This window comes from Mycobacterium sp. URHB0044 (assembly GCF_000620625.1).
Lineage (GTDB): Bacteria > Actinomycetota > Actinomycetes > Mycobacteriales > Mycobacteriaceae > Mycobacterium.
The window spans coordinates 1-24,505 of the sequence record NZ_JIAW01000027.1; the positions used below are offsets into that span (position 1 = coordinate 1).

Genomic DNA, 24,505 nt, shown 5'->3' on the forward strand with positions numbered 1-24,505 from the left:
GCGATGATCGTCGAGACCATCCGAAAGTCGATCGTGCCCCGCAGGAACACCGTCGCCACCATCGGTAGCCGCTCACACAAGGTGCGCCCATAGTTGATCTGGCCCACCGCGCGGGCATGGCTGACGTTCTGCGCCGCCGACACCTCCGCAGCCACCTCGGCGGTCACATCGGTACGCCACGTATTCCACTGCGCCAACTCCACCGCCCGACGGGCATACAACCTGCCCACCGCCAGCAACCGCTGCGCGGTCGCCGTCGACTCATCACGCGTCGCCTCACCCATCACCTCGATGAGCTCACACTCCGAACCATCGAACACATGTGCGATTATGCCAGCCGGGTCCGACACGATTGCCGAGTTAGACCGCGGTGTGGCGCCGTCACCTCGCGTTCGTGCTCGACGGACTGCGCGTTTCGGGGTCCGACACGCGCTCGACTCTTCCCACCAGGAACACATAGGACAAGATCCCGATCGCCGTCACGACCGTCATGTAGACGAAGCCAGGAGCGAAACTGGCGTCGGTGACGAGCAGCCCGATGATGATCGGCGTGGCGATCGACGAGAGGTTGCCGATGAAGTTGAACATGCCTCCGGTGAGCCCGATCAGACGCTCGGGTGCGAGTGCGGACACCAAAGACCAAGTGATGGAGGCCAATCCGTTCCCGAAGAAGGCGATCGACAGGAACACGATCACCATCGCCGTCGAATCGGTGAAGTTCGCGCCGAGCATCGCGGTGGTGAGCAGCAGGCCCGCGATGATCGGTCCCTTGCGCGCGGCACCCAGGGAAACTCCGCGTCGCAGCAGGAAATCGGACAAGGCGCCCGAGAACAACACTCCGATCAGGGCGGCAATGAAGGGGAGTGACGCCAGGAAGCCTGACTTGATGTAGTCCATGTCGCGGTACTTCACGAGGTAGGTCGGGAACCAGGTGAGGAAGAACCACAGCGTCGAGGTGAGGCAGAACTGGCCGAGGTAGATGCCCCACAGCTTGCGGCGCCCCAGTACGGTCGCGACGTCCCCGCGGGTCACGGCGGCTCGCTTCGGACGCGATTCGTCGATGTCGACGAGTCCGCCGCCGTCGCGGATCATCGCGATCTCGGCGTCGTTGGCGTTCGAGTCCTTGGGCTCGCGATAGCGGGCGTACCAAACGAGGCCCCAGACCACGCCGACGGCGCCGGTCGCGATGAAGACCCAATGCCAGGACAGCACCGACTGCAGCCAGGACAGCACCGGGGTGAGCAAGGCCAGGCCGATGAATTGGCCGGACGTGTAGAACCCGATCACCGACGCGCGCTCGCGCTCGGGGAACCATGCGGTCGCGACCCGGTTGTTGATGGGGTACGCGGGCGCCTCGAACACACCGACGAGCAGGCGCAGGGCGATGAGCGCCACGAAGCCACCGATGACGCCCATGAACATCGTCGCGACCGACCAGAGCACCAGGCACGCGGGGTAGAGCACTCGCGGAGGCACCCGGTCGACGAGCCAGCCGCCCGGCAGTTGCAACGCGGCGTAGGTCCATCCGAACGCGGACAGCAGCAGACCTTGTTGAGCCTTCGACAGATCCATCTCATCGGCGATCGCCGGCATGGCGATCGACAGGTTGGCCCGGTCCATGTAGTTGATGACGACGGTGATGAACAGCATCACCGCAATGAGCAGTCGCGCCCGGGACGCCTGGGTGGCGAGGGTCGGCGCTGATTTGGTTTGTCTGATCGAATTCATGTCGTTCACCACTCCGCTATTGATCCGTCACTGTGTCGCCAGAGCGGGTTTCGCCAGCGATGTCCTTCTGCTGCGCGCTCGGTCACGTACGCCTCGTTGATCTCGATGCCGAGGCCGGGGCCCGACGGGATCTGGACGAGTCCGTCGGTGTAGTCGAATACCGACGGGTCGACGAGATAGTCGAGCAACTCGTTGGTGGTGTTGTAGTGGATGCCAAGGCTCTGCTCCTGGATGACGGCGTTGTAGCAGCCGGCATCGATCTGCAAGCAGCTGGCCAGGGCGATCGGCCCGAGCGGACAGTGCAATGCCAGCGCGACGTCGTAGGCCTCGGCCATGTGCGCGATCTTGCGGGCTTCGGTGATGCCGCCGCAGTGCGACGGGTCGGGCTGGATGATGTCGACCGCGCCACTGGCGATGACCGTCTTGAAATCCCAACGGGAAAACAGTCTTTCACCAAGTGCGATCGGAATCGGCGACTGTCGCAGCACGTCGACGAATCCGTCCACGTGCTCGGAGAGCACCGGTTCCTCGACGAACATCAGCCGAAACGGCACGAGCTCGTTGAGTAGCACCTTGGCCATCGGCTTGTGCACGCGACCGTGAAAGTCGACCCCGATACCGATGTCCGGGCCCACCGCGTCGCGCACCGCGGCAACGTTGGCCAGGCAGCGGTCGACCTTGTCCCAGCTGTCGAGGTACTGGAGTTCCTCGGTGCCGTTCATCTTCACGGCCGTGAAGCCGCGTTCAACCACTTCGCTTGCGGCCTTGGCGGTGTCGGCGGGTCGATCGCCGCCGACCCAGGAGTAGACCTTGATCCGGTCGCGGACCCGACCGCCGAGCAGCTCGTACGCGGGCATCCCGAGCGCCTTGCCCTTGATGTCCCACAACGCTTGGTCGATTCCGGCCAATGCGCTCATGTGGATGCCTCCGCCGCGGTAGAAGCCGCCGCGGTACATCACCGCCCACAGGTCTTCGATCTGGGTGGGGTCGCGTCCGATCAGGTAGTCGGAGAGTTCCTCGACGGCTGCGGCGACGGTCGAGGCACGGCCCTCGAGGACCGGTTCGCCCCAGCCGACGATGCCGTCGTCGGTCTCGATGCGCAGGAAGAGCCATCGTGGCGGGACGGCGTAGGTCGTCAGCGAGGTGATTTTCATGGCGCGTCCTTTTCTGTGTCAACGTGATCAGAGGCCCAGATGTCCAGCAGGATGCGGGCTTCGGCGCGCACCTTGTCGGCGGAATCTCCCGGTCGGTACAGCGACGTGCCGAGCCCTGCACCGCCCGCGCCCGCGTCCGCCCATTCGGCGAGGTTGGACCGGCCAACACCACCGACGGGTAGCAGTTCGACGTCGGGTGGCAGGACGGACCGCCACGCCTTCATCCCGGCAATGCCGACCGCGTCGGATGGGAACAACTTGAGGCTGCGTGCTCCCGCATTCACTGCCTGGAATGCCTCGGTCACCGTCGCCACTCCGGGATAGGGCCGCAGATTCCGGCTGACGGCGCAGGAGATGACGTCGGTGTCGGTGTTGGGTGCCACGATGATCCGTGCTCCAGCGGCGTCGGAGCGGATCACGTCGTCGACGCTGAGCACCGTGCCGGCCCCGACGGCACAGACGTCGCCGACCGCGGCGGCCAACAGTTCGATGGAGCGGTACGGGTCCGGCGAGTTCAGCGGTATCTCGATGGCGGGGAAGCCCTCCTCGGCCAAAGCGCTGCCGACGGCAACGATCTCGGGCGGGGTGATGCCCCGCAGGATGGCCACCAAGCCGGTGCCGCGGGTGCATGCGGTGCTCACGAGGTCGTCCTTTCTGCTGTTTCGATCAGGCCCGCGCGGGTGGCGATCGCCCACAGTCCGCGTGCAGTCGCTTCCTCGGAGACGACGTGCGTCTGCACGCCTTGTTGCCCCAACGCGGAGGCGTAGCGCCGGCACAGATCTGCGGTGCCGCACAGGATGATTCGGCCGGGCTTGGGATGGCGAGGTAGCTGGTGGCGCACCTCGTCGGCGATGATCACGCCCGATACGTAGTCCGGCACGGACGCCGGAGCGAGACGCCCTTCGAGGACGAGTACCCGCGCCCCGAACAGTTCCACGGGCAACCCCCGTGCGTCGTCGGCGTACCCCGCAGCGAGCCCACGCGCGAAGGCAACGTCGTCCGGCTCGCCCTGGGCTGCGGTCAGGGCGAGGATGCCGTGCCGCAGCACCAGCGCGTACAGCTCGCCTGATATGGCGGTGGTGAAGGAGATCACCTTGCGGTTGTCCATTCGCACCCACTTGGTGTGGGTTCCTGGCAGGACCACGGTGAGCGGGCCGTCGGCCTCCGGCAGGAGGTCGAGTACCCCGATGAGCTGCGTCTCCTCACCTCGCATGAGGTCACCGGGAAATGTGCCGTGGGGAGGCATCCGCAAGCCGGGCACGAGATGCAATGTCCCGAGGTCATGGGGAACCGTGCTCAGATCCACGGCGTCGATGACGAGATCGGTTGGCACCGTGAGGTATCCGGCCTCCTCCCAACCTTGCGCGCTCCCAACCATTCCGCACGCGATGGCTGGCAGCGCGGGGTTCGCGCGCAGCCAATCGCCGCACGCGTCGATGAACGCGATCTCGTGGTCCCGGGTCCGCTCCGAGCCGGCCGTGCTCAGCAGTCCCCGGTCGCGTCGTCGGGTTTCGAGTATCCGGCCGTCGTCGCCGAGCAGCCAGGCACGCTGCGACGTGGTGCCCCAGTCGAGCGCCACTAGCCCGGGTTGCGGGGTGTCAGGGGTGACGGCGATCACGAAAATCACTGTGATCCCGTCGTCCCACATTCACAACTCATGTCCCTATATGTGGGATAGTTGCGGCATGGTTGGCTCCGCCGAAGAAACTCCCGCCGGGACCCAGACGCTCGCACGCGGGCTTGCGGTGATCCGCGCGGTCGCCGACGATGCGCGCGATCTGCGTGCAGTGGTCGATCGGACCGGCGTGGGGCGCAGCACGGCACACCGGTTGATCCAACTCTTGTTGCGCGAAGGGTTTCTGCGTGTCGGAGGCGACGGATATACCCTGGGTCCGGCGCTGATCGAGCTCGGATTCAAAGCGCTGCATGGCAATCCGCTGCCGGTCGTCGCGCGCCCGATCCTCGAGGACCTTTCAGCACACGTACATGACACGGTGCATCTGGCCGTCGAGGACGGCGACTCCGTCCTCTATCTCGACAAGTTGCCAGGATCGCGAGGCGCTGAGATGCGATCGCGCATCGGCCATCGCATGCCGATGACCCGCACCGGGGTGGGCAAGGCCTTGCTGCTGGATTCGCCCGACCGCTGGGAGGCCCTCTACGCGGTCGACGAGTCGATCCCCAAGCTGTCGCCCGGCGCGAAGAAGGCCGACGTGGAGCAGTTCTGCACCCGGATGCGAAGCTATGCGCGAACCGGCGCGGCAATGGACGTAGAGGACAACGAACCCGGCATCCGGTGCGTTGCCGCGCCCGTGCGCGACATGTCCCAAGCCATCGTCGGCGCGATCAGTGTGTCGGCAACCAGCCCCTACATGCCTGCCGCGCGCATGCGTGGCCTCGTACCGGTCGTCCGTCGCGCGGCAGGCCGAATCTCGGCGGCGCTGGGCTACCGTGAGGACTGAGCGGCCTGGCGCGCCACCTGAATGAGTTCCCTGTTGCCGGTGATGACGCCCAGGATGGTGCGCCACGAGTCGGACGCCGGACAGTCGATGACGTCGGTATGCGCCCGCGGTCCGGCCATCAGCCTGCCGTCGTCGTAGTACCCGGTGGCCAACCGGATGACGCCGGGCATCTCGTCGGGATCGGCGCCATACAGGCCGCCAGGCAAGCCCTGCACGAGCTGGATGACGTCGCCCGGAGCAGTCATCGAGAACCGCAGCACGTCGGGGTTGCGGTTGTGCCAGTCACCGGGATCGTCGACGCCGACACCCGCACCCGCGGCCGCGAGGTACAGCGTGCGGTCGGCCGTCAATCCCAACGCCTCGGCGGTGCCGAGGATGGACCCGCCGTAGGAATGGCCGACGTACGTCACGGCGACCTGACGGTCCATCGCGTCGACCGTGCGGTCGACGTCGGCGCTGAAAGCCGCCAGCCGGGGCGCCATCTCGAGCGCGAAGTGCGTATCGGTCGCCTCCAGGAGTGACGCAAGGACGTTGCCACCCGCCGGAAACGGTCCACCGAGATACGTGATGGCGGCGACTTCGCCGTGGGTTGCGGTGACGAAGCGACGCGCGTCAGTCGTATCGGCGGCCGATCCCTCGAGCGTGGTGTTCATGCCGGGCACCAGCACCGCGACGCTCTTGGCGGTGTCGAGATCGCCGTTCAACTCGATCAGCGTGGATCGTGCGGGGTCGAACCCCAGAATCTGCCGGTGGACGCGCCGGCCGGTGGCCGGATCTTCGACTTCGGCCAGAAGGTCCTGATAGAAACCGATGCGCCGCTTGGCATCTGGATCAGTACCGGTCTCCTCGACGATCGCGCGAGCGATGTTGATCCGGTTGGCCGCGACGCGCATGTCCCACGGCACCCCGTCCGTATTGCCGACGATCGCCGGTGCCACGCCGATAAATTCCTGACGTTGTTCCGGCGTCATCGCCGCGATCTGATCGGCGATCCGGAGCTGGGTCATGGCGGGCCAACCCGCGAGGATGTCGTCCGCCCGTACCGGCCATGCCGCTGCGGGCGTCGTCGGCACGGTGCCGTCGGCAGGCGTTGCGGCGAAGGCGTCACCGATGCCGCGAGCCGCATCGCCATCGGCGCTACCCAAGGTCTCGAGCCCGCCCATAATCCTGCGGCTCAACTCGTTCGCCCGCACGGCGACGAATTCCCTTGCAACGCTGTCACTTCCGCCGGACAAGGCGACGAGAAGTGGCACTGGATCCGTCGCGGAAACGCTGCCGTCGTCGGAAACCTCGAACCCCTCGGCCAGGGCCGCGCCGACCCCGGCGGCCACATCGGCTTGGGCGCGGGCGATCCGGTCGGCGCCTTCGCGGGCCGCCAGTACCGCACGGGCCAGCGCCCCCGTCAGCGCGGCACCGGATGCGCACAACGTCACGGCGCCTTCGCGGGCCGCGTCCGCGGCAGAGCCGGTCCAGAAGTCGCGGCTGCCGATCACCGACCTCGTGGCACCGTCGATCCGCGCCTGCAGATCGATGGCCGCATCCGCCCAGCCGTCCGCGATCCGGCGCAACGCGTCCGGCCGCCAGGCCTGCGCCTGCCCGACGGTCGGTTGCGTCACGGCACGCCGAACCGGCTGGCGTTGCCGCGATCGGCCCGCTCGAGGGCATCGGCAGCGAGGTGCGCCGCAACCGCCCAGCCACGCATGTTGGCGACGACGTCGTCGAGCCGCACCGCGATCAGGTCCGCCGCGGCGACACGGCCGACGGCAGAGCCAGGCAAGTCGTGAGGATCCAACTCCGGCCACCGCATTTCGGCGATCCCGTCGGCGGCTGACGTGACTTGATCAGCAACCGACCGCAGTCGGGTCAGGTCTACTTCGGTGTTCGCTCCCATGCCCCACGCTGACAGGCCGGCTGCGACTCGTGCGGAAGTTATCCACAGCCCGAGGTCGCGGCGTTGCGGCCGGGTCCGGCCCCCGCGCGGCCGCGGCCATGCCCAAACCGTTACGGAGGGGCTTCCGCGTGTCAATACGCGGCGGTCGGACACCCCGTAAGCTCGGTGACGTGCAACGACGAATCATGGGCATCGAGACCGAATTCGGTGTGACGTGCACTTTTCACGGTCACCGAAGGCTGAGTCCGGACGAGGTGGCGCGTTATCTGTTCCGACGGGTGGTGTCGTGGGGGCGTAGCTCCAACGTGTTCCTCCGCAATGGTGCGCGTCTCTACCTCGACGTCGGGTCCCACCCCGAGTACGCGACGGCCGAATGCGACAGCCTGATCCAGTTGGTCACCCATGACCGGGCCGGCGAACGCGTGCTGGAGGATCTGCTGATCGATGCTGAGCAGCGACTCGCGGACGAGGGCATCGGCGGCGACATCTACCTGTTCAAGAACAACACCGACTCGGCGGGCAACTCCTACGGCTGCCACGAGAACTACCTGATCGTGCGGGCGGGGGAGTTCTCCCGAATCTCCGACGTCCTGTTGCCGTTCCTGGTCACGCGCCAGTTGATCTGCGGCGCGGGCAAGGTGCTGCAAACGCCGAAGGCGGCGACGTTCTGCCTGAGCCAGCGTGCGGAGCACATCTGGGAGGGCGTCTCCAGCGCCACCACCCGCAGCAGGCCCATCATCAACACCCGCGACGAACCGCACGCCGACGCCGAGAAGTACCGCAGGCTGCACGTCATCGTCGGGGACTCCAATATGTGCGAGTCCACCACGATGCTCAAGGTCGGCACGGCGGCGCTGGTGCTGGAGATGATCGAGGCCGGCGTACCGTTCCGCGACTTCTCGTTGGACAACCCGATCCGCGCCATCCGCGAGGTCAGCCACGATCTGACCGGCCGCCGCCCGGTGCGACTGGCAGGCGGACGGCAAGCCAGCGCACTGGACATTCAGCGCGAGTACTACAGCCGCGCGGTCGAGCATCTACAGACGCGGGAACCCAACGCGCAGATAGAGCAGGTCGTCGACCTCTGGGGCCGCCAACTAGATGCGGTCGAGAGCCAGGACTTCGCCAAGGTCGACACCGAGGTCGACTGGGTGATCAAGCGCAAGCTGTTCCAGCGCTACCAGGATCGCTACGACATGGAACTCTCCGACCCCAAGATCGCGCAGCTGGACCTCGCCTACCACGACATCAAGCGTGGCCGAGGAGTGTTCGATCTGCTGCAGCGCAAGGGTCTGGCAGCACGCATCACCACCGACGAGGAAATCGAGGCCGCGGTCGACGAACCGCCGCAGACCACCCGCGCCAAGCTGCGCGGCGAGTTCATCAGCGCCGCGCAGGCCGCTGGCCGCGACTTCACCGTGGACTGGGTGCATCTCAAGCTGAACGATCAAGCGCAGCGAACGGTGTTGTGCAAGGACCCGTTCCGTGCGGTCGACGAGAGGGTCAAGCGGCTGATCGCGAGCATGTAGCGCTTAAGCTTCTCCGGCGGGCAGGAGCGAAGCGACTCGGGATTAAGGTTGGGCAGTGGGGATCTCCAAAGTCGAGCGCTTGATGAACTTGGTCATCGCACTCCTGTCCACCCGCACGTTCATCACCGCCGAGCGAATCCGTGCCACCGTCTATGGCTACGCCGACAGCCCCAGCGACGAGGCGTTCTCGCGCATGTTCGAGCGAGACAAGAACGAGTTGCGCGACCTCGGCATCCCGTTGGAGACGGGCCGCGTTTCGTCGCTGGACCCGACCGAGGGCTACCGGATCAACCGGGATGCCTACGCGCTGCCGCCGGTGGAGCTGACGGCCGACGAGGCGGCGGCGGTCGCCGTGGCCACGCAGCTGTGGCAGTCCCCGGAACTCGTCACCGCCACCCAGGGCGCGCTACTCAAGCTGCGCGCCGCGGGCATCGACGTCGACACTCCCGAATCCGGTGTCACCATCTCCACGGCCGCCGCCATGCCCGGCGTGCGCGGCTCGGAGGAGGTGCTCGGCATCCTGCTGTCCGCCATCGACTCCGGCCAGGCCGTCCAATTCCAGCATCGCCCGTCGCGCAGCGATCCGTACACCACCAGGACGGTCGAGCCGTGGGGTGTGGTGACGCACCGCGGCCGGTGGTACCTCGTCGGTCACGATCGTGACCGCGACGACGTGCGGACCTTCAGGTTGTCGCGAATCGGGGCGGACGTCGCGACGGTCGGTCCGCGCGGCGCGGTGCGGCGGCCCGAGGGCGTCGACCTGCGCGAGATCGTGCGCCGCGTGGTGTCCGAGTGGCCGCAGGGTGCGCAGGCCCGGGTGTGGGTGGCCGAGGGCCGCGCCACCGCGCTGCGACGTCAGTCGACGGTCATGGCGGCACGAACGCTGGCGGGTCGAGCGGGCGACGAGATCGCCATCGACATCGGATGGCACGACCGGCTGGCCCGCGAGATCGCCGGCTACGGGGCGGACGCCGTGGTGCTCGAGCCGCAGTCGCTGCGTGACGACGTGGTGGCCAGGCATCGTGCTCAGGTGGAGGGTTCGTGAGTAGCGTTTCGACCCGGCTGGTCCGGCTGCTGAACATGGTGCCGTACTTCCAAGCCAATCCCAGGATCACGTTCGACGAGGCCGCCACCGACCTCGGCGTCAGCGTCAAGCAACTGCGCGAGGATCTCGAACAGTTGTGGATGTGCGGCCTTCCGGGCTACAGCCCCGGTGACCTGATCGACTTCGAGATGTCCGGCAAGACAATCGAAGTGACCTTCTCGGCAGGCATGGACCATCCGCTGCGGCTGACGTCGCCCGAGGCGACGGGCATCTCGGTCGCGTTGCGGGCTTTGCTCGACGTGCCGGGCATGGTCGACCCCGAGGCCGCGCGAAGTGCGATCGCCAAGATCGAATCCGCGGCGGGAACGGCCAAGGAAGGTGCAGGGACCGCTGTCGACGAGCCTGCGCCGGTGGAGAGCCGGGCGGCCGCTGCGGTACGCGCCGCGGTGCGAGACGGCCGCGCGCTGAGCATCGACTACTACTCCGCATCCCACGACACGCTGTCGACGCGGACCGTGGACCCGATCCGGGTGTTGCTGGTCGCCGACCACAGCTACCTCGAGGCATGGTGTCGCACGGCGGAAGCGGTACGGCTGTTCCGGTTCGACCGCATCGTCGACGCGCAGGTGCTGGACGAGCCGTCGGTGCCGCCGGAGCCCGCCGTCGAGGCGGGACCGGACACATCGCTGTTCGACGCGGATCCGTCGTTGCCGTCGGCGACGCTGCTGATCGATCGGACGGCGGCATGGATGTTCGACTACTACCCGCTGCGCGTCGTGCGTGAGCTGGGCGACGGTGCGTGCGAAGCGGCCATGACCTTTGCGTCGGAGGAGTGGATGGCGCGGTTCGTGCTGGGATTCGGCGCCGCGGTGCGGGTGCTCGAGCCGCAGTCGCTTGCCGACCGGGTGCGCGACATCGCCGTGGCGGCGCTGAAGGCCTACGAGGACGGTGACGGCGCCCGCGACGGGTAGACTCGGGCGAGACTTCTGGAGGTGACCGAATTGGGTGGTCTACAACCCTGGCATTGGTTGATCGTGATCGCCGTGTTCGTGCTGTTGTTCGGAGCCAAGAAGCTCCCGGATGCGGCGCGTTCACTGGGCAAGTCGATGCGCATCTTCAAATCCGAGATCAAGGAGATGCAGGCCGACGGGAAGCCGGAAGGCACCACGCCGCCGACTCAGATCGCCTCGGAGCGCGTCGACCCGGCCCCGCCGGCCCCCGCGCCGGAGCAGTCGTCCGACAAGCACCCGGCCTGATCAACGCATTCACCGACCGCGACACGCTGTCGCGTCGCTGAGTGGCGCCCGCAGAAGAACCCGTGCAGACCCCCGGAATCCTCAAGAAGCTGAACCCGCGCCGTCGACGGTCGCGGGTCAATCCCGACGGCACCATGTCGCTCGTCGACCATCTGCACGAGCTGCGCAACCGGCTGCTCGTCGCGGTGGCGGCGATCGTCGTCACCACGACCGTCGGATTCTTCTGGTACACCCATGGCGCTTTCGGACTGCCCAGCCTCGGCGACTGGCTGCGTGGTCCGTACTGCTCGCTGCCGGCGTCGGCGCGGGCCACCATCGCGCCCGACGGGGAATGCCGACTGCTTGCCACGGCGCCGTTCGACCAGTTCATGCTGCGGCTGAAGGTCGCCCTCGTCGCCGGTGTCGTGATGGCCTGCCCGGTGTGGCTGCATCAGCTGTGGGCGTTCATCACACCGGGTCTGTACAAGAAGGAGCGCCGGTTCGCATCGGTGTTCGTCGTGTTCGGGGCGGCGCTGTTCATCGGTGGCACCGTGCTGGCCTACGTGGTGCTGTCGAAGGCGTTGAGCTTCCTGCTCACCGTCGGCAGCGACGTGCAGATCACCGCACTGTCGGGTGACCAATACTTCGGTTTCCTGATCAACCTGCTGCTGGTGTTCGGCATCAGCTTCGAGTTCCCGCTGCTGATCATCATGCTGAACCTGGTCGGCATGCTCACCTATGAGCGGCTGAAGAGCTGGCGGCGCGGGTTGATCATGGGTCTCTTCGTCTTTGCGGCGTTCGCCACCCCCGGCTCGGACCCGTTCTCCATGTTGGCGCTGGCGATGGCGCTGACCGTGCTGCTGGAGTTCGCCATCCAGGTGGCCAGGATGAACGACCGGCGCAAGGCCCGCCGGGCTGCGCTGGAAGACGTGCCCGACGACGAGGCCGCCCCGATCGGGACCGCCGAGCCCGTCGAGGCACCCACCGCCGTGCCCACTCCGTCGCGACTGACGGTCGATGACCAAGCCACCTGACCTGCCTGCCGAGCTGACCCGCTTCGCCGGAGAGCTCCCATTCACCCTCGACGAGTTCCAGCTGCGCGCCTGCACCGCCCTGGAGAACGGCCACGGCGTCCTGGTATGCGCGCCGACAGGGGCCGGCAAGACCGTGGTCGGCGAATTCGCCGTCCACCTGGCGCTGACGGCGGGCCGAAAGTGCTTCTACACCACACCCATCAAGGCGTTGAGCAACCAGAAGCACACCGACCTCGTCCGCCGCTACGGCCCTGAGCGCGTCGGGCTGCTCACCGGCGACCAGTCGATCAACGGCGACGCCCCCGTGGTGGTGATGACCACCGAGGTGTTGCGGAACATGTTGTACGCGAACTCTCATGCCTTGCACGGTCTTTCGCACGTCGTGATGGACGAGGTGCACTTCCTCGCCGACCGGATGCGTGGCGCGGTGTGGGAGGAGGTGATCCTGCACCTGTCCGAGGACGTGCGGCTGGTCAGCCTGTCGGCGACGGTGAGCAACGCCGAGGAGTTCGGCGGCTGGATCCAGACGGTGCGGGGTGACACCACCGTCGTCGTCGACGAGCATCGGCCGGTGCCGCTCTGGCAGCACATGATGGTCGGCAAGCGTCTGTTCGATCTGTTCGAGGGTGACCAGAGGGCAGACAATCGCGTGCTGGTGGATCGCGAACTGCTGCGGCACATCTCGCTGCGCAAGGAGGCCGACCGGCTGGCCGATTGGCAACCAAGGGGACGGGGTCGGCCCGGCCGTCGGGATCAGGGGGGTGGCAGGCCGACCATCTACCGGCCGCCGTCGCGTCCCGACGTGATCGGCACGCTGGACTCCGAGGGTCTGCTTCCTGCCATCACGTTCGTGTTTTCGCGGGCCGGGTGTGACGCCGCGGTCCGGCAGTGCCTGCGGTCACCGTTGCGGCTCACCAGCGACGCCGAACGCGCCCGCATCGCCGAGGTGATCGACCGGCGCTGCGCGGACTTGCCGGAGTCCGATCTCGTCGTACTCGGCTACCACGAATGGCGCGAAGGTCTGCTCCGTGGTCTCGCGGCCCACCACGCCGGGCTGCTACCGGTGTTCCGTCACACCGTCGAGGAGCTCTTCACCGCCGGTCTGGTGAAGGCCGTGTTCGCCACCGAGACACTGGCTTTGGGGATCAACATGCCCGCCCGCACCGTCGTGCTGGAGCGGTTGGTGAAGTACAACGGTGAAGAGCATGCGCCGCTGACGCCGGGGGAGTACACCCAGTTGACCGGCCGGGCTGGGCGTCGGGGCATCGACGTCGAGGGGCACGCCGTCGTGTTGTGGCAACCCAACGACACGTCCGTGGATCCCGCCGACGTGGCCGGGTTGGCGTCCACCCGCACGTTCCCGTTGCGCAGTTCGTTCGCACCGTCGTACAACATGACGATCAACCTGGTCCAGCACATGGGACCGGAACAGGCGCACCGGCTACTGGAGCGGTCCTTCGCCCAGTACCAGGCCGACCGGTCCGTCGTCAGCCTGGTCAAGGGCGTCGCGCGCGGCGAGAAGATGCTCGCCGAGATCGCCGACGAACTCGGCGGCAAGGACGCGGCCATCCTGGATTACGCGCGGTTGCGCGCGGCGATCTCCGACCGCGAGCGCGCGCAGTCCCGCGCGTCCAGGGTGCAGCGCCGCCGCGCCATCAACGACGCGCTGGCCGCATTGCGTCGAGGCGACATCATCAACATCGGTCAGGGCAGGCGCGGCGGGTTGGCCGTCGTGCTCGAGCCCGCCGACGACAGCGACGAGCCGCGGCCGCTCGTCCTGACCGAACATCGTTGGGCCGGAAGGATTTCCTCGGCCGACTACTCGGGCGCTTCGGGGAAGCTGGGTTCGATGACGCTGCCGAAGCGCGTCGAGCATCGCCAACCACGGGTGCGCAGGGACCTCGCCTCAGCGCTGCGGTCTGCAGCGGCCGGCCTCGACGTGCCGTCGCGAAAGCGAAGCGGCACCGCCGAGGAACCGGACGTCGATCCCGAGTTGGCCGTGCTGCGCGAGCAGATGCGAAACCACCGGGGCCACAAGGAGCCCGACAGGGAGGAGCGGGTGCGGACCGCCGAGCGGTATCTGCGCATCGAACGCGACAACGCGCAGATTCAGAAGAAGGTGGCGTCGGCCACCAACTCGCTGGCCCGGACCTTCGACCGAATCGTGGTGCTGCTCACCGAGCGTGGCTTCATCGAGGAGCACGACGGAAGCCCGGCGGCGACCGACGACGGGCGCGTGCTCGCGCGGATCTACAGCGAGAGCGACCTGTTGGTGGCCGAATGCCTGCGCCGCGGCGCGTGGGACGGCCTGCAGGCCGCGGAGCTCGCGGCGGTGGTCTCGTCCGTGCTGTACGAGTCGCGCGGCGACACGCCCGGTCCGGCACCGGGTGTCGACGCCGTGACCCCGCCGCTGCGGAAGGCATTGACCCAGACCCGCAGGCTCTGGACCGAGATCAGGGCCGACGAGCAACGCCACCGGCTGCCGGCAAGCCGTGAACCCGACCCCGGTTTCGTCGCCGCCGTGCACCGCTGGGCGACGGCTGGTGACCTGACCTCCGCGTTGGCCGCGTCCGACGCCACGGGCAGCGGAACTCCTTTGTCGGCCGGTGATTTCGTGCGCTGGTGCCGTCAGGTCCTCGACCTGCTGGATCAGGTCCGCATCGCCGCGCCCACACCCGCGTTGCGGGCCGCCGCGAAACGCGCAATCGGGGAGATTCGGCGCGGCGTCGTGGCAGTTGACGCAGGGTAGTGTGGCCCCAGCGCTTCGGTTACAGCGAACGAGCACCAAAGGAGAGACCATGAGCGGACCGCAGGGATCCGACCCCACGCAGCCGTGGAGCGGTCAGCCGCCGAGCGATCAGCCGGCGTGGCAGCAGCCGTCGGCGCCCGATCAGCCCACCACCGAGACGCCGGCCTGGGGGGCGCCGCCCGCATACTCCCCGCCGCAGTACCCGGGCTACCAGCAGCCGGGCCAGCAGCCGCCGACGTACACGCCGCCGCAGTACCCGCAGGGCGACCAGTACGGGCAGCAGCCCGCACAGTATGGCCAGCCGGGTCAGTACGGCCAGCCTGGCCAGTACGGGCAACCGGGACAGCCGGGCCAGTACGGGCAGCCCGGTCAGTACGGCCAGCCCGGACAACCGGGCCAGTACGGCCAGCCGGGTCAGTACGGCCAGCAACCCGGCCAGCAGTTCTCGCCGTACGGCTCGTCGGGCACCGAGGAGGGTTCCAAGAAGTCGATGGCGCTCATCGGCGGCATCGTCGGCCTACTCGCCGTCATCGTCATCGCCGTGGTCCTGGTGCTCGGCTTCTGGAAGCCCGGCTTCTTCGTCACCACCAAGCTCGACGTCAACGCGGCGCAGACCGGTGTCGCGAAGATCCTGTCCGACGAGGCCAACGGTTACGGCGCCAAGAACGTCAAGGACGTCAAGTGCAACGACGGTGCCAGCCCGACCGTGAAGAAGGGTGACACCTTCGACTGCGAGGTGAGCATCGACGGCACCAAGCGTCAGGTCACTGTCACCTTCCAGGACGACAACGGCACCTACGAGGTCGGCAGGCCCAAGTAACCGGCGTTCCCGTCAACGGGAGCAGAGCCCCGCGGCCTTCTCCTCGGCGATGATCTGACCCACGGGCTTGCCGAGACGCGCCGCGAACTCGGGGGTGGGCGCCATGACCCAGTGGTCGTCCTCGTAGCGCATCGTCCGATATCGGTCCCCGCCGGGCATCCGGATGCGCACGGTGGCCTCACCGTCGGCGAAGCTCACTGGCGCGACGCTGATCTTGGGGCCCACCGTCTTGCACGTCTCGTACAACGTCACGAAGTCCTTCTCGGAGATCGCATCGCGGACGTCGCGGGACATGTTTTGCCAAACGCCGGCGAAGTCGCCCGAGGTGAAGCGGTCGATGTCCGCCTGGGCAGCGGCGGTGGCCGCCGAAAGCGTCTCCGGCACATCGGGCCCGGAGGCCGCCGTCTTGGCGGTGGCCGAGCCCGCCCGAATGTCTCCGCACGACGGAACCGCGACCGCCAGGACTACCGCCGCGACGGCGACGACGATCGTTCTCAAGAAATTCACGGTAGACCGTCCAGTGCCTTCTGCAGGCGTGCGATCGACGACGTCACGCCATAGGTTCCGGCCAACTCGACCACCTTTCGGGGATGGCGTGCGGCCAACGGCAGCGCATCCGAATCCGTCGACATGGTCACCGGTGCATCCCTGGCCACCCGGATCACGGGTTGCGCGGCGGCGATGTAATCGGTGGCCGCCAGCAGCTTCTTGCGTTGTGCGAGGGGCAACTTCGACGCCTTGTCGTCGGCCGCGGCGAGGATCTGCTCCAACGAGCCGTACCGCGCGAGCAACGTCGCCGCCGTCTTCTCGCCGATGCCCGGCACGCCGGGCAGCCCGTCGGACGGGTCACCGCGCAGCAACGCCAGCTCGGCGTAGGCGTCTCCAGCACGGTCGACGGGCACGCCGTACTGCTCGGCCACCTCGGCGGGACCGTAGAGCGTCGCCTTGGACAGTCCGCGGCCCATGTAGAACACCCGAACGGGAACGTGCTCGTCCCCGACGAGCTGCAACAGGTCGCGGTCACCACTGACGACCACGACGGGATCCCGCCGTTCCCGGACCGCGAGCGTGCCGAGCACGTCGTCGGCCTCGTAGCCGGGAGCGCCGGCGGTGGCGATGCCGAACGCGTCGAGCATCTCCATGATCATGTCGACCTGCGGGGTGAGCTCGTCGGGAACCTCCTCGACGTCCGGCACGCCGTCCGGGTTCGGCTGCTCGACGCGGTGCGCCTTGTACGACGGGATCAGATCCACCCGCCACTGCGGCCGCCAGTCTAGGTCCAGGCAGACCACCAGGCGGGTCGGCCGCTCCCGGGTGACCAGCGTGGCGACGGTGTCCAGGAAGCCGCGCAGGGCGTTGACCGGCCTGCCGTCCGGCGCGGTGATGGACGACGGCACCCCGAAGTAGGAACGGAACCACATGCTGGCGCCGTCGAGTAGCAGTACCGGGGCGGTCATCGGCGGCTCGTGAACACGTACGAACCGGCGGTGATGGCCTTGTCGTCGTTGCCCTCGTCGTGCAGCACCACCCGGGCGGCGTAGCGACCGTCCGCACCGGTGATCGGTTCGGCTTCCACCCGGAACGGGCCGACCTTGCCGCGCGCCAGGAACATGACGTGCGACGACACGCCCTGCAACGCGTCGGTGCCTGCGGCCTCGGCGGCCGAGTCGGCGGCGGCCGTCTCCAGGACGACGAACTGCGGCCCGATGTGCAGTGCCGCATCCGGTGAGGCCACCTCGGCGGACAGTTCCGGCAGTGCCCACTGTCCGTCGGGTCGGCGATGGCCGCCGAACACCTGCCACAGCGGAGGCAGATCCGGTGAATCGACTACGTCGATGTTGTCGACCTCCATCTTCGGCAGCCCGCCGGGCGGCGTCCCGATGCTGACGCCCTGCCCCTCGATCAGCGCCAGCACCCGGTCCGGTCGATCGGCATCGACGATCTTGGCTCGGCTGTACCCCATCTGCCTGCCGCGTTTGAGTTCCTCGGACACGATCCGGATGCAGCGCACGTCGTGGCCGGGGTCGAGGATCTGGCAGGAGTGGATGACCGGGTTGGGCACCGCTTCCAGGTCCGACATGTGTCCGCTCTCGGGTGCCGAGATGCCCAGCACGGAGAGCAGCAGGCCACCCGTCGGATTGCGCATGTCGTGGCGCAGCGTCACGGTGTCCTCGACCGAACGTGGGTCCATGGACGCGTACCTGCGCCCGATGTAGCGGTAACTCAGCAGGCCGCCCCACCGCCGCCGCAGTTCGTCGGCATAGGCCTCTTGCTGGTCGGCGAGATCGCGAATATCGCGCAACATTCGAGTGACAGTAGCGTGAGGTATGCCGTTTGCGATCGATCACATCGACCACGTGGTGCTCAACTGCAGAGACGTCGACGCCACGGTCGGCTGGTACGTGCGGGTGCTGGGAATGAGGCACGACGTGTTCGGCGGTGGCCGCCACGCTCTGGCGTTCGGCGACCAGAAGATCAACGTGCGTCCCACCGGTGCGCCCAACTGGGTGACCGGCGCGGTCGACGCGCCCGGCTCACTCGACCTGTGCTTCATCGCCGACGCCGAACCCGACGCGATCGGTGCCCACTTGCGGGCGTGCGGTGTGGAGGTCACCGAGGGGCCGGTTGAGAAGACGGGTGCACGAGGCCCGATGACGTCGCACTACTGCCGCGATCCGGACGGCAACCTGGTCGAGGTCGCCAGCTACCGGCGCGCGGATTAGCCTCGACGCCATGGGTTCCGCCACCGAGAACGGCCGCTTCGGCACCGACGTCTATGCCCACCGCCTGAAGGCCGCAGCCGAGGCCACCGCGACGGCCGGGCTGGCCGGCCTGGTGATCACCCCCGGCTACGACCTGCGTTATCTATTGGGGTCGCGGGCGCAGACCTTCGAACGCCTCACCGCGCTGGTGCTACCCGCGGACGGCGAGCCCACCGTCGTCGTGCCGCGGATGGAACTGGCGACGCTCAAGGAGTCCGCTGTGCCGGATCTTGGGCTGGCCGTGCGGGATTGGGTGGACGGCGAGGACCCGTACCGGATGGTGCTCGACGCGCTGGGTTCGGCGCCCGTCGCCACCGCCGTCACCGATTCGATGCCTGCTCTGCATCTGCTGCCCCTTGCCGACGTCTTCGGCGTCGTGCCGGTGCTCGCCACCGACGTGCTGCGCCGGCTCCGGATGGTCAAGGACGCCGCGGAGATCGACGCGCTGAGCAAGGCCGGAGCCGCGATCGACCGGGTGCACGCCCGCGTGCCAGGGTTCCTGGTGCCCGGCCGGACCGAAGCCGAGGTGGCAGCAGATATCGCGCAAGCGATTGTGGCGGAAGGCCATTCGGAGGCGGCGTTCATCATCGTCGGATCCGGGCCCAACGGCGCCGATCCCCACCACGAGTGCTCCGATCGGGAACTACGGGCCGGTGACGTTGTCGTCGTCGACATCGGCGGGCCGTACGAGCCCGGCTACAACTCGGACTCCACCAGGACCTACAGCATCGGTGAGCCGGATCCTGAAGTGGCGCGGCGCTATTCGGTCCTTCAACGGGCGCAACAAGCGGGCGTCGCCGCGGTCCGGCCCGGCGTCACCGCCGAGCAGGTCGACGCAGCCGCGCGCGACGTGCTGGCCGCCGAGGGTCTCGCCGAGGCATTCGTGCACCGCACCGGCCACGGCATCGGTCTCTCGGTGCACGAGGAGCCCTACATCGTGGCGGGCAACGATCTGCCGCTCGAGGAGGGCATGGCGTTCAGCGTCGAGCCGGGCATCTACTTCCCCGGCCACTGGGGTGCGCGCATCGAGGACATCGTCGTCGTGACCGGTGACGGGTCGATGTCGGTCAACCAGCGGCCGCACGACCTGGTCGTGGTTCCGGTCGGGTGACGGTCGTCAGTCGCCGCGGTCCAGCAGATCGGATGACCCGAGCACACGCTCGATCCGGACCTCGATGACCACCCGCCGTGGGTTGACCCGTGGCGTCCGGTAGCGCTGGGCGTAGCGCAGCTCGGCGTCGCGCACGGCATCGATGTCGGTGTTCACGGTCGCGCTGCCCTCGAGTGAGAGCCAGCGGGCGCCGTCGACCTGGCTGAGCACGGCCACGCCGCGTTCCCCCGCGTTGACGGCCTTCTGCGAGCCGCCCGTCGTGATCACCCGCGCCAGGTGCGTCTTGGGATCGAAGGTGAAGCCGACCGCGACGACGTGCGGCGAATTGTCCGACCGCAGCGTGGTCAGCATGGCGAGATGGCGCTCGGTGAGGAACGCGAGCGCGTCGTTGGTGAGCCGTGTGGTTGCCTTCGCCATCAAGGCCCAACCTAGCGCAGGACATAATCGCAGCCATGAAGGACACGGCTGACACTCCGCCGGTGGTGATTTTCGGCGGACGCAGCGAAATCGGCGTCGAACTGGCGACGCGGCTGGCGCGCGGCGCGACCGTGGTGCTCGCGGCGCGGGGAGCCGACCGCCTCGCCGACGAAGTCGCCGCCGTCGCCGCCGCAGGTGCGGCCGCCGTGCACGTGCGCGAATTCGACGCCGACGACCTCGCCTCCCACGCCCCGTTGGTTGCGTCCATCGAGGCCGACCACGGCCCGATCCGCACCGCTGTGCTCGCGTTCGGCATCCTCGGCGACCAGGCCAGGGCGGAATCCGACCCCGCGCACGCTGCCGCCATCGTGCACACCGACTTCACCGCCCAGGTGAGCCTGCTGACCGTCCTGGCCGCCACCATGCGCTCGGCGGGGCGGGGCGCCATCGTGGTGTTCTCGTCGGTGGCAGGCGCCCGGGTGCGCCGGGCGAACTACGTGTACGGCTCGGCCAAGGCCGGGCTGGACGGCTTCGCCTGCGGGCTTGCCGACGCGTTGCACGGTTCGGGGGTCCAGCTGTTGTTGGTCCGGCCCGGCTTCGTCATCGGCCGCATGACGGAGGGGATGTCGCCGGCACCGTTGTCGAGCACACCGGCGCAGGTGGCCGACGCGACAGCGAAGGCACTGGCCAAGGGTCGTACGGAGATCTGGGTGCCGGGCCTGCTCGGACCGCTGGTGTTCGGGCTGCGGCTGCTGCCGCGGGCGGTATGGCGCAGGATGCCGCGGTGATGAGCATCTTCGTGGTCGGCATCGGGGCCGACGGAATGGGCGGGTTGGCGCCCGCCTCGAAGGCCGAATTGCAGCGCGCCACCGTGATTTACGGCTCGCGCCGGCAGCTCGAGCTGTTGGACGATACGGTGAGCGGGCAGCGCCGGGAGTGGCCGTCGCCGATGCTCGACGCCCTGCACGCGATCCGCGACTCCTCCGGCGACGTGCACGTGGTCGCCAGCGGTGACCCGATGCTGCACGGCGTCGGTGGCTCCCTGATGAGGGTATGTGGGCCCGACCGGGTGACGGTGCTGCCGCACGTGTCGTCGGTGACGCTGGCGTGTGCCCGGCTCGGCTGGGCGGTGCAGGACACCGAGGTGATCAGCCTGATGACGGCCGGACCGCAGACGGCGGTGCGCCGTGGCGGCCGGGGAATCGTGTTGTGTCGAAACGGTTCCGAGCCTGCGGTGCTGGCCAGATTGCTCACCGACGCGGGCCGCGGCGACTCCGAGATGTCGGTGCTCGAGCAGCTCGGCGGTCCTGGCGAGCGACGCCGGGACTCGACGGCCCGTGACTGGGCGGCGAATCCGTCCACCGACGTCGACGACCTGAACGTCGTCGCGGTGCGCTATCTGCCCGACGACCGGGTCTTGCAGGTGCTGCCCGACGATGCGTTCTACCACGACGGGCAGATCACCAAGCAAGCCATGCGGGCGGTGACGCTGGCGGCGCTGGCGCCACGACCCGGGGAACTGCTGTGGGACGTCGGTTCCGGCTCGGGCAGCATCGCGATCGAGTGGTGCCGCAGCGGATCCGGCTGCACGGCAGTGGCATTCGAACGCGACGAGCACCGCCGTGAGCGGATCGCCGCCAACGCTCTGGCCTTCGGCGCTCACGTCGACGTCCGCGGCGCCGCACCGGACGCCTTCGGCGATGCGGAACTGACCGACGGCGGTGTCACCGGCGTACCGTCGCCGTCGGTGATCTTCATCGGCGGCGGCCTGACGCACGCCGGACTGGTCGACGATTGCTTGCGGAGGCTACCCAGCGGTGGCCGGCTGGTCGCCAACGCAGTCACCGCTGAGTCGGAAGCCGTTGTCTTGGATTACTATTCGCGTCTCGGTGGCAGACTCCGGCGCTACCAGCACTATCTCGGTGAGCCGGTCGGCGGCTTCACCGGGTGGCGCCCCGCGATGCCTGTCACGCAGTGGGCGGTGACCAAGCCGTGACCGTCTACTTCATCGGCGCCGGGCCAGGTGCCGCCGACCTGATCACGGTGCGCGGACAACGGTTGCTCGAGCGATGCCCGGTCTGCCTGTACGCCGGCTCGATCATGCCCGATGACCTCCTGGCCCTGTGTCCGGACGGCGCCAAGGTGATCGACACCGGACCCCTGACGCTCGAACAGATCATCGCCGAGCTCGCCGAGGCCCATGCCGCCGGCTTGGACGTCGCGCGGCTGCATTCCGGCGACCCGTCCATCTACAGCGCACTGGCCGAACAGTGTCGCCACCTCGACGCGCTCGGCGTGGACTATCAGATCGTGCCCGGCGTACCGGCCTTTGCTGCCGCGGCCGCCGTGCTCGGCCGCGAGTTGACCGTTCCCGGGGTGGCGCAGACGGTGACTCTGACGCGCGTGGCGACGTTGTCGACGGCCATGCCCGCCGGTGAAGATCTGCGCACGCTGTCCGCGCCGGGTGCCACACTGGTGCTGCACTTGGCGGCCGCGCAGGTCGACGCCATGGTTCCCGAACTGATCGCGGGCGGCTACCGGGCCGAAACGCCTTGTGCTGTGGTGGCATTCGCCAGTTGGCCGCAGGAGACGGTGCTGAAGTGCGCCCTCGGCGAGCTGGCCGAGCGGATGCAGGAGGCGGGTGTCACGCGTACCGCCGTCATCGTCGTCGGTGACGTGCTGGCGGCGGAGGGGTTCACCGACAGCTATCTGTACTCGGCCGGTCGGCGCCGGGGGAGCAGGCACTAATGCGTGTGCTGCTGCTGGGCGGGACCGCCGAGGCACGCGCGCTGGCGGCTCGGCTGCACCCGGACGTCGAAGTGATCAGTTCGTTGGCGGGACGGGTGCCCAATCCGGCGCTGCCCGTCGGTGCAGTGCGCATCGGCGGCTTCGGCGGCGTCGACGGCTTGCGGCGGTGGCTGGCCGAGTCCGGTGTCGACGCCGTGGTCGACGCGACGCACCCGTTCGCCGCGACGATCACCGCCAACGCCGCCAGCGCGTGTCGAGAACTAGGTCTACCGCACGTCGTGGTGGCCCGGCCCGCCTGGCCGCACGGTAGCGCGATCGTGGTCGGCTCCGACACGATGGCCGCGAAAGTGGTTGCCGCGAACGGCTATTCCCGTGTCTTTCTGACCACCGGCCGAACCGGGGTCGGCGCGTTCGCCGGTCTCGATGCGTGGTTTCTGATCCGCGCGGTGACGCCCCCCGACGGCAATGCCCTGCCACTGCGGCACGAACTGCTGCTGTCGCGGGGTCCGTACCGGTACGACGATGAGTTGAATCTCTTGCGGGAGCATCACATCGACGCGCTGGTGACGAAGAACAGCGGTGGTGACATGACGCGGGCCAAGGTGGAGGCCGCCGACGCGCTCGGCGTGCCGGTGGTCATGGTGGACCGGCCGCCGCTACCGCAGGGGGTTGCGACCGTGGCTAGCGTCGACGGGGCCGTCGCCTGGGTACGCGCTGGGTTCAGAGACGCTTGACGAGATCGAGGCTGTCCAGGTCGCGGATCGCCTGGCAGCCGCGCTGCAACATCACCAGCATCATGTCGTCACCGCGTTCCGTCGTGCTGGCGAACGCGCATCCGAGGGTGGTGAGCAGCGGTGCCTGCAACATGCCGAGACGGTAGTCACGCCAACAGGTTTCGCGGTCGTAACTGGTGATGCCATAGGAGAGCAGTTCGGCGTGATAGGCGTCGACCAGAGCGTCGTCGGCCGCGGCCCGGACCTCGGGAAGCAGGCTCGTCGCGGTGAAGTACGCGAGGTCGCGAGCCGGCAGCCCCGATCCGAGCGTCTGCCAGTCCACGACGGTGATCCTCGTCCGGTCGGGGTCGAACAGCATGTTGTCGAGGCGGTAGTCACCGTGCATGAGCGCGAACCGGCCCGGCTCGGCCAGCAGCCATGGCGTCACCATCGACATGGACTCGGTCGCGGTATCGCGATCCGCTGCGGTCATCCGGTCGCCGAGCCGGTCGAGCGTGATCTGCGTGGCCATCACCGCGACGTCGCCGAATCCCTTGGCCGCGTCCTCGTTCGGCATCGACATGGCCAGGCCGGGGAAGTTCGCCCACTTCGAGTCACACCACGTCGGGGCATGCAGGCCCGCGAGCGCCCGGACGGCCAGCTCCGCCTCGATGGGGGTACAGCCCCCGATCTGGTCACCCTGGACAGCTGGCGCCATGTCGGCGAGCAGCAGCACGAAATCGCCGCCGTCCTCGGAGATCTCGCAGTAGAAGTGCTCGGGTATCGGCACGCGGACCAAGTTCGCGACGTGCGTGTAGAAGGCGTGTTCGGACCGGTAGCCCAGTGCAACGCGCTCCCGAACGGTCTCATCCTGTGAGGGCAGCTTGACCGCGAATGTCGCGGGCAGGTCTGTGCGGTCGCTCGCGTAGCTCACCGTCAACCGGTAGGTGGCGCCGGTTTGGCCGGTGCCGATGGGCGCGGCGTCGACGGCCCGAACTTCGGTGCCCAGCACGGTGCTCAACCATTGAGGTGTCACATCCGCCGGGCTTCGGGGGATTGACACGGCCGCAGTCATGAGGCGGAACGCTAACCGCCGTGCTGACACCT

General features: G+C 68.2%; 26 protein-coding genes. 14 read left to right on the forward strand and 12 right to left on the reverse strand.

Annotated features, from left to right (window positions below; genetic code table 11):
* From N536_RS40190 to N536_RS0132950, 5 genes are all read right to left on the reverse strand, one after another.
* Positions 1-320: DUF222 domain-containing protein (locus tag N536_RS40190; RefSeq protein WP_036436964.1), on the reverse strand; the 320-nt coding region annotated here is incomplete at its 3' end.
* 61 nt (positions 321-381) lie between these two features.
* Entirely contained in the window at positions 382-1,728 is a 1,347-nt protein-coding gene (locus N536_RS40195; protein ID WP_051574954.1) for an MFS transporter, read from the reverse strand.
* Positions 1,729-1,733: 5 nt separating this feature from the next.
* On the reverse strand, positions 1,734-2,882 hold the full coding sequence (gene dgoD, locus N536_RS0132940) for a galactonate dehydratase (RefSeq protein WP_029117505.1): 1,149 nt from the start codon (positions 2,880-2,882) through the stop codon (positions 1,734-1,736).
* Positions 2,879-3,523, reverse strand: coding sequence for a 2-dehydro-3-deoxy-6-phosphogalactonate aldolase (locus N536_RS0132945; RefSeq protein ID WP_029117506.1), 645 nt, complete (start codon positions 3,521-3,523; stop codon positions 2,879-2,881). The genes dgoD and N536_RS0132945 overlap by 4 nt, the downstream gene beginning before the upstream one ends.
* A complete protein-coding gene (locus N536_RS0132950; RefSeq protein ID WP_029117507.1) occupies positions 3,520-4,500 on the reverse strand; it encodes a 2-dehydro-3-deoxygalactonokinase in 981 nt (326 codons plus the stop codon). Before N536_RS0132950 ends, N536_RS0132945 begins: the two co-directional genes overlap by 4 nt.
* 67 nt (positions 4,501-4,567) lie before the next feature.
* Here N536_RS0132950 and N536_RS0132955 point away from each other — a divergent pair, with 67 nt between their 5' ends.
* Positions 4,568-5,344: an IclR family transcriptional regulator gene (locus tag N536_RS0132955; protein ID WP_029117508.1), complete on the forward strand. Its 777-nt coding sequence runs from the start codon at positions 4,568-4,570 to the stop codon at positions 5,342-5,344.
* Here N536_RS0132955 and N536_RS0132960 read toward each other — a convergent pair.
* Together N536_RS0132960 and N536_RS0132965 are read right to left on the reverse strand one after the other, a co-directional pair.
* A complete protein-coding gene (locus N536_RS0132960) occupies positions 5,329-6,960 on the reverse strand; it encodes an alpha/beta hydrolase (RefSeq protein ID WP_029117509.1) in 1,632 nt (543 codons plus the stop codon). The genes N536_RS0132955 and N536_RS0132960 overlap by 16 nt on opposite strands.
* Positions 6,957-7,235 carry a hypothetical protein gene (locus N536_RS0132965; RefSeq protein ID WP_029117510.1) on the reverse strand — a complete coding sequence of 93 codons (279 nt, stop codon included), beginning with the start codon at positions 7,233-7,235 and terminating at the stop codon, positions 6,957-6,959. Before N536_RS0132965 ends, N536_RS0132960 begins: the two co-directional genes overlap by 4 nt.
* Positions 7,236-7,405: 170 nt before the next feature.
* Here N536_RS0132965 and pafA point away from each other — a divergent pair, with 170 nt between their 5' ends.
* From pafA to N536_RS0133000, 7 genes are all read left to right on the forward strand, one after another.
* Positions 7,406-8,764, forward strand: a complete 1,359-nt coding sequence (gene pafA, locus N536_RS0132970) for a Pup--protein ligase (protein WP_029117511.1) — start codon at positions 7,406-7,408, stop codon at positions 8,762-8,764.
* Between the two features lie 55 nt (positions 8,765-8,819).
* Positions 8,820-9,809 (forward strand): YafY family protein, encoded by a 990-nt coding sequence (locus tag N536_RS0132975; protein ID WP_029117512.1) that lies wholly within the window; start codon positions 8,820-8,822, stop codon positions 9,807-9,809.
* Positions 9,806-10,780: a YafY family protein gene (locus tag N536_RS0132980; protein WP_029117513.1), complete on the forward strand. Its 975-nt coding sequence runs from the start codon at positions 9,806-9,808 to the stop codon at positions 10,778-10,780. The genes N536_RS0132975 and N536_RS0132980 overlap by 4 nt, the downstream gene beginning before the upstream one ends.
* Before the next feature lie 30 nt (positions 10,781-10,810).
* A complete protein-coding gene (gene tatA, locus N536_RS0132985; RefSeq protein ID WP_029117514.1) occupies positions 10,811-11,065 on the forward strand; it encodes a Sec-independent protein translocase subunit TatA in 255 nt (84 codons plus the stop codon).
* A gap of 62 nt (positions 11,066-11,127) precedes the next feature.
* The gene (gene tatC, locus N536_RS0132990) at positions 11,128-12,078 is read left to right on the forward strand and encodes a twin-arginine translocase subunit TatC (RefSeq protein WP_029117515.1); all 951 of its coding nucleotides are present in this window, start codon (positions 11,128-11,130) and stop codon (positions 12,076-12,078) included.
* The gene (locus N536_RS0132995; RefSeq protein ID WP_029117516.1) at positions 12,062-14,827 is read left to right on the forward strand and encodes an RNA helicase; all 2,766 of its coding nucleotides are present in this window, start codon (positions 12,062-12,064) and stop codon (positions 14,825-14,827) included. The genes tatC and N536_RS0132995 overlap by 17 nt, the downstream gene beginning before the upstream one ends.
* A 49-nt stretch (positions 14,828-14,876) precedes the next feature.
* A complete protein-coding gene (locus N536_RS0133000; protein WP_029117517.1) occupies positions 14,877-15,647 on the forward strand; it encodes a DUF4333 domain-containing protein in 771 nt (256 codons plus the stop codon).
* A gap of 12 nt (positions 15,648-15,659) precedes the next feature.
* Here the strand turns inward: N536_RS0133000 and N536_RS41025 are convergent, their stop codons facing one another.
* From N536_RS41025 to N536_RS0133015, 3 genes are read right to left on the reverse strand one after another with little or no spacing between them, the layout of a single operon-like run.
* The gene (locus tag N536_RS41025; RefSeq protein WP_155948851.1) at positions 15,660-16,145 is read right to left on the reverse strand and encodes a hypothetical protein; all 486 of its coding nucleotides are present in this window, start codon (positions 16,143-16,145) and stop codon (positions 15,660-15,662) included.
* A gap of 5 nt (positions 16,146-16,150) precedes the next feature.
* Entirely contained in the window at positions 16,151-17,104 is a 954-nt protein-coding gene (locus N536_RS0133010) for a 5'-3' exonuclease (RefSeq protein WP_029117518.1), read from the reverse strand.
* Positions 17,101-17,952 (reverse strand): hypothetical protein, encoded by an 852-nt coding sequence (locus N536_RS0133015; protein WP_029117519.1) that lies wholly within the window; start codon positions 17,950-17,952, stop codon positions 17,101-17,103. The genes N536_RS0133010 and N536_RS0133015 overlap by 4 nt, the downstream gene beginning before the upstream one ends.
* A gap of 22 nt (positions 17,953-17,974) precedes the next feature.
* On the opposite strand from N536_RS0133015, the gene N536_RS0133020 reads away from it, so the two are divergent.
* Positions 17,975-18,370, forward strand: a complete 396-nt coding sequence (locus tag N536_RS0133020) for a VOC family protein (RefSeq protein WP_029117520.1) — start codon at positions 17,975-17,977, stop codon at positions 18,368-18,370.
* A 10-nt stretch (positions 18,371-18,380) separates the two neighbouring features.
* Positions 18,381-19,520, forward strand: coding sequence for a Xaa-Pro peptidase family protein (locus tag N536_RS0133025; protein ID WP_029117521.1), 1,140 nt, complete (start codon positions 18,381-18,383; stop codon positions 19,518-19,520).
* Between the two features lie 6 nt (positions 19,521-19,526).
* Here N536_RS0133025 and N536_RS0133030 read toward each other — a convergent pair whose 3' ends face one another.
* On the reverse strand, positions 19,527-19,937 hold the full coding sequence (locus N536_RS0133030) for a F420-dependent biliverdin reductase (protein ID WP_029117522.1): 411 nt from the start codon (positions 19,935-19,937) through the stop codon (positions 19,527-19,529).
* A 35-nt stretch (positions 19,938-19,972) separates the two neighbouring features.
* Between N536_RS0133030 and N536_RS0133035 the strand changes: the two genes are divergently transcribed.
* Genes N536_RS0133035 through N536_RS0133050 form a run of 4 tightly spaced genes read left to right on the forward strand, consistent with a single transcriptional unit; the run spans position 19,973 to position 23,419 of the window.
* Positions 19,973-20,725 (forward strand): SDR family NAD(P)-dependent oxidoreductase, encoded by a 753-nt coding sequence (locus N536_RS0133035; RefSeq protein ID WP_029117523.1) that lies wholly within the window; start codon positions 19,973-19,975, stop codon positions 20,723-20,725.
* Positions 20,725-21,933, forward strand: a complete 1,209-nt coding sequence (locus N536_RS0133040) for a bifunctional cobalt-precorrin-7 (C(5))-methyltransferase/cobalt-precorrin-6B (C(15))-methyltransferase (RefSeq protein ID WP_029117524.1) — start codon at positions 20,725-20,727, stop codon at positions 21,931-21,933. The genes N536_RS0133035 and N536_RS0133040 overlap by 1 nt, the downstream gene beginning before the upstream one ends.
* Positions 21,930-22,685, forward strand: a complete 756-nt coding sequence (gene cobM / locus N536_RS0133045; protein WP_029117525.1) for a precorrin-4 C(11)-methyltransferase — start codon at positions 21,930-21,932, stop codon at positions 22,683-22,685. Before N536_RS0133040 ends, cobM begins: the two co-directional genes overlap by 4 nt.
* Positions 22,685-23,419, forward strand: a complete 735-nt coding sequence (locus N536_RS0133050; protein WP_029117526.1) for a cobalt-precorrin-6A reductase — start codon at positions 22,685-22,687, stop codon at positions 23,417-23,419. The genes cobM and N536_RS0133050 overlap by 1 nt, the downstream gene beginning before the upstream one ends.
* Here N536_RS0133050 and N536_RS0133055 read toward each other — a convergent pair.
* A complete protein-coding gene (locus N536_RS0133055) occupies positions 23,406-24,473 on the reverse strand; it encodes a phosphotransferase family protein (RefSeq protein ID WP_029117527.1) in 1,068 nt (355 codons plus the stop codon). The genes N536_RS0133050 and N536_RS0133055 overlap by 14 nt on opposite strands.
* Positions 24,474-24,505 lie beyond the last annotated feature (32 nt).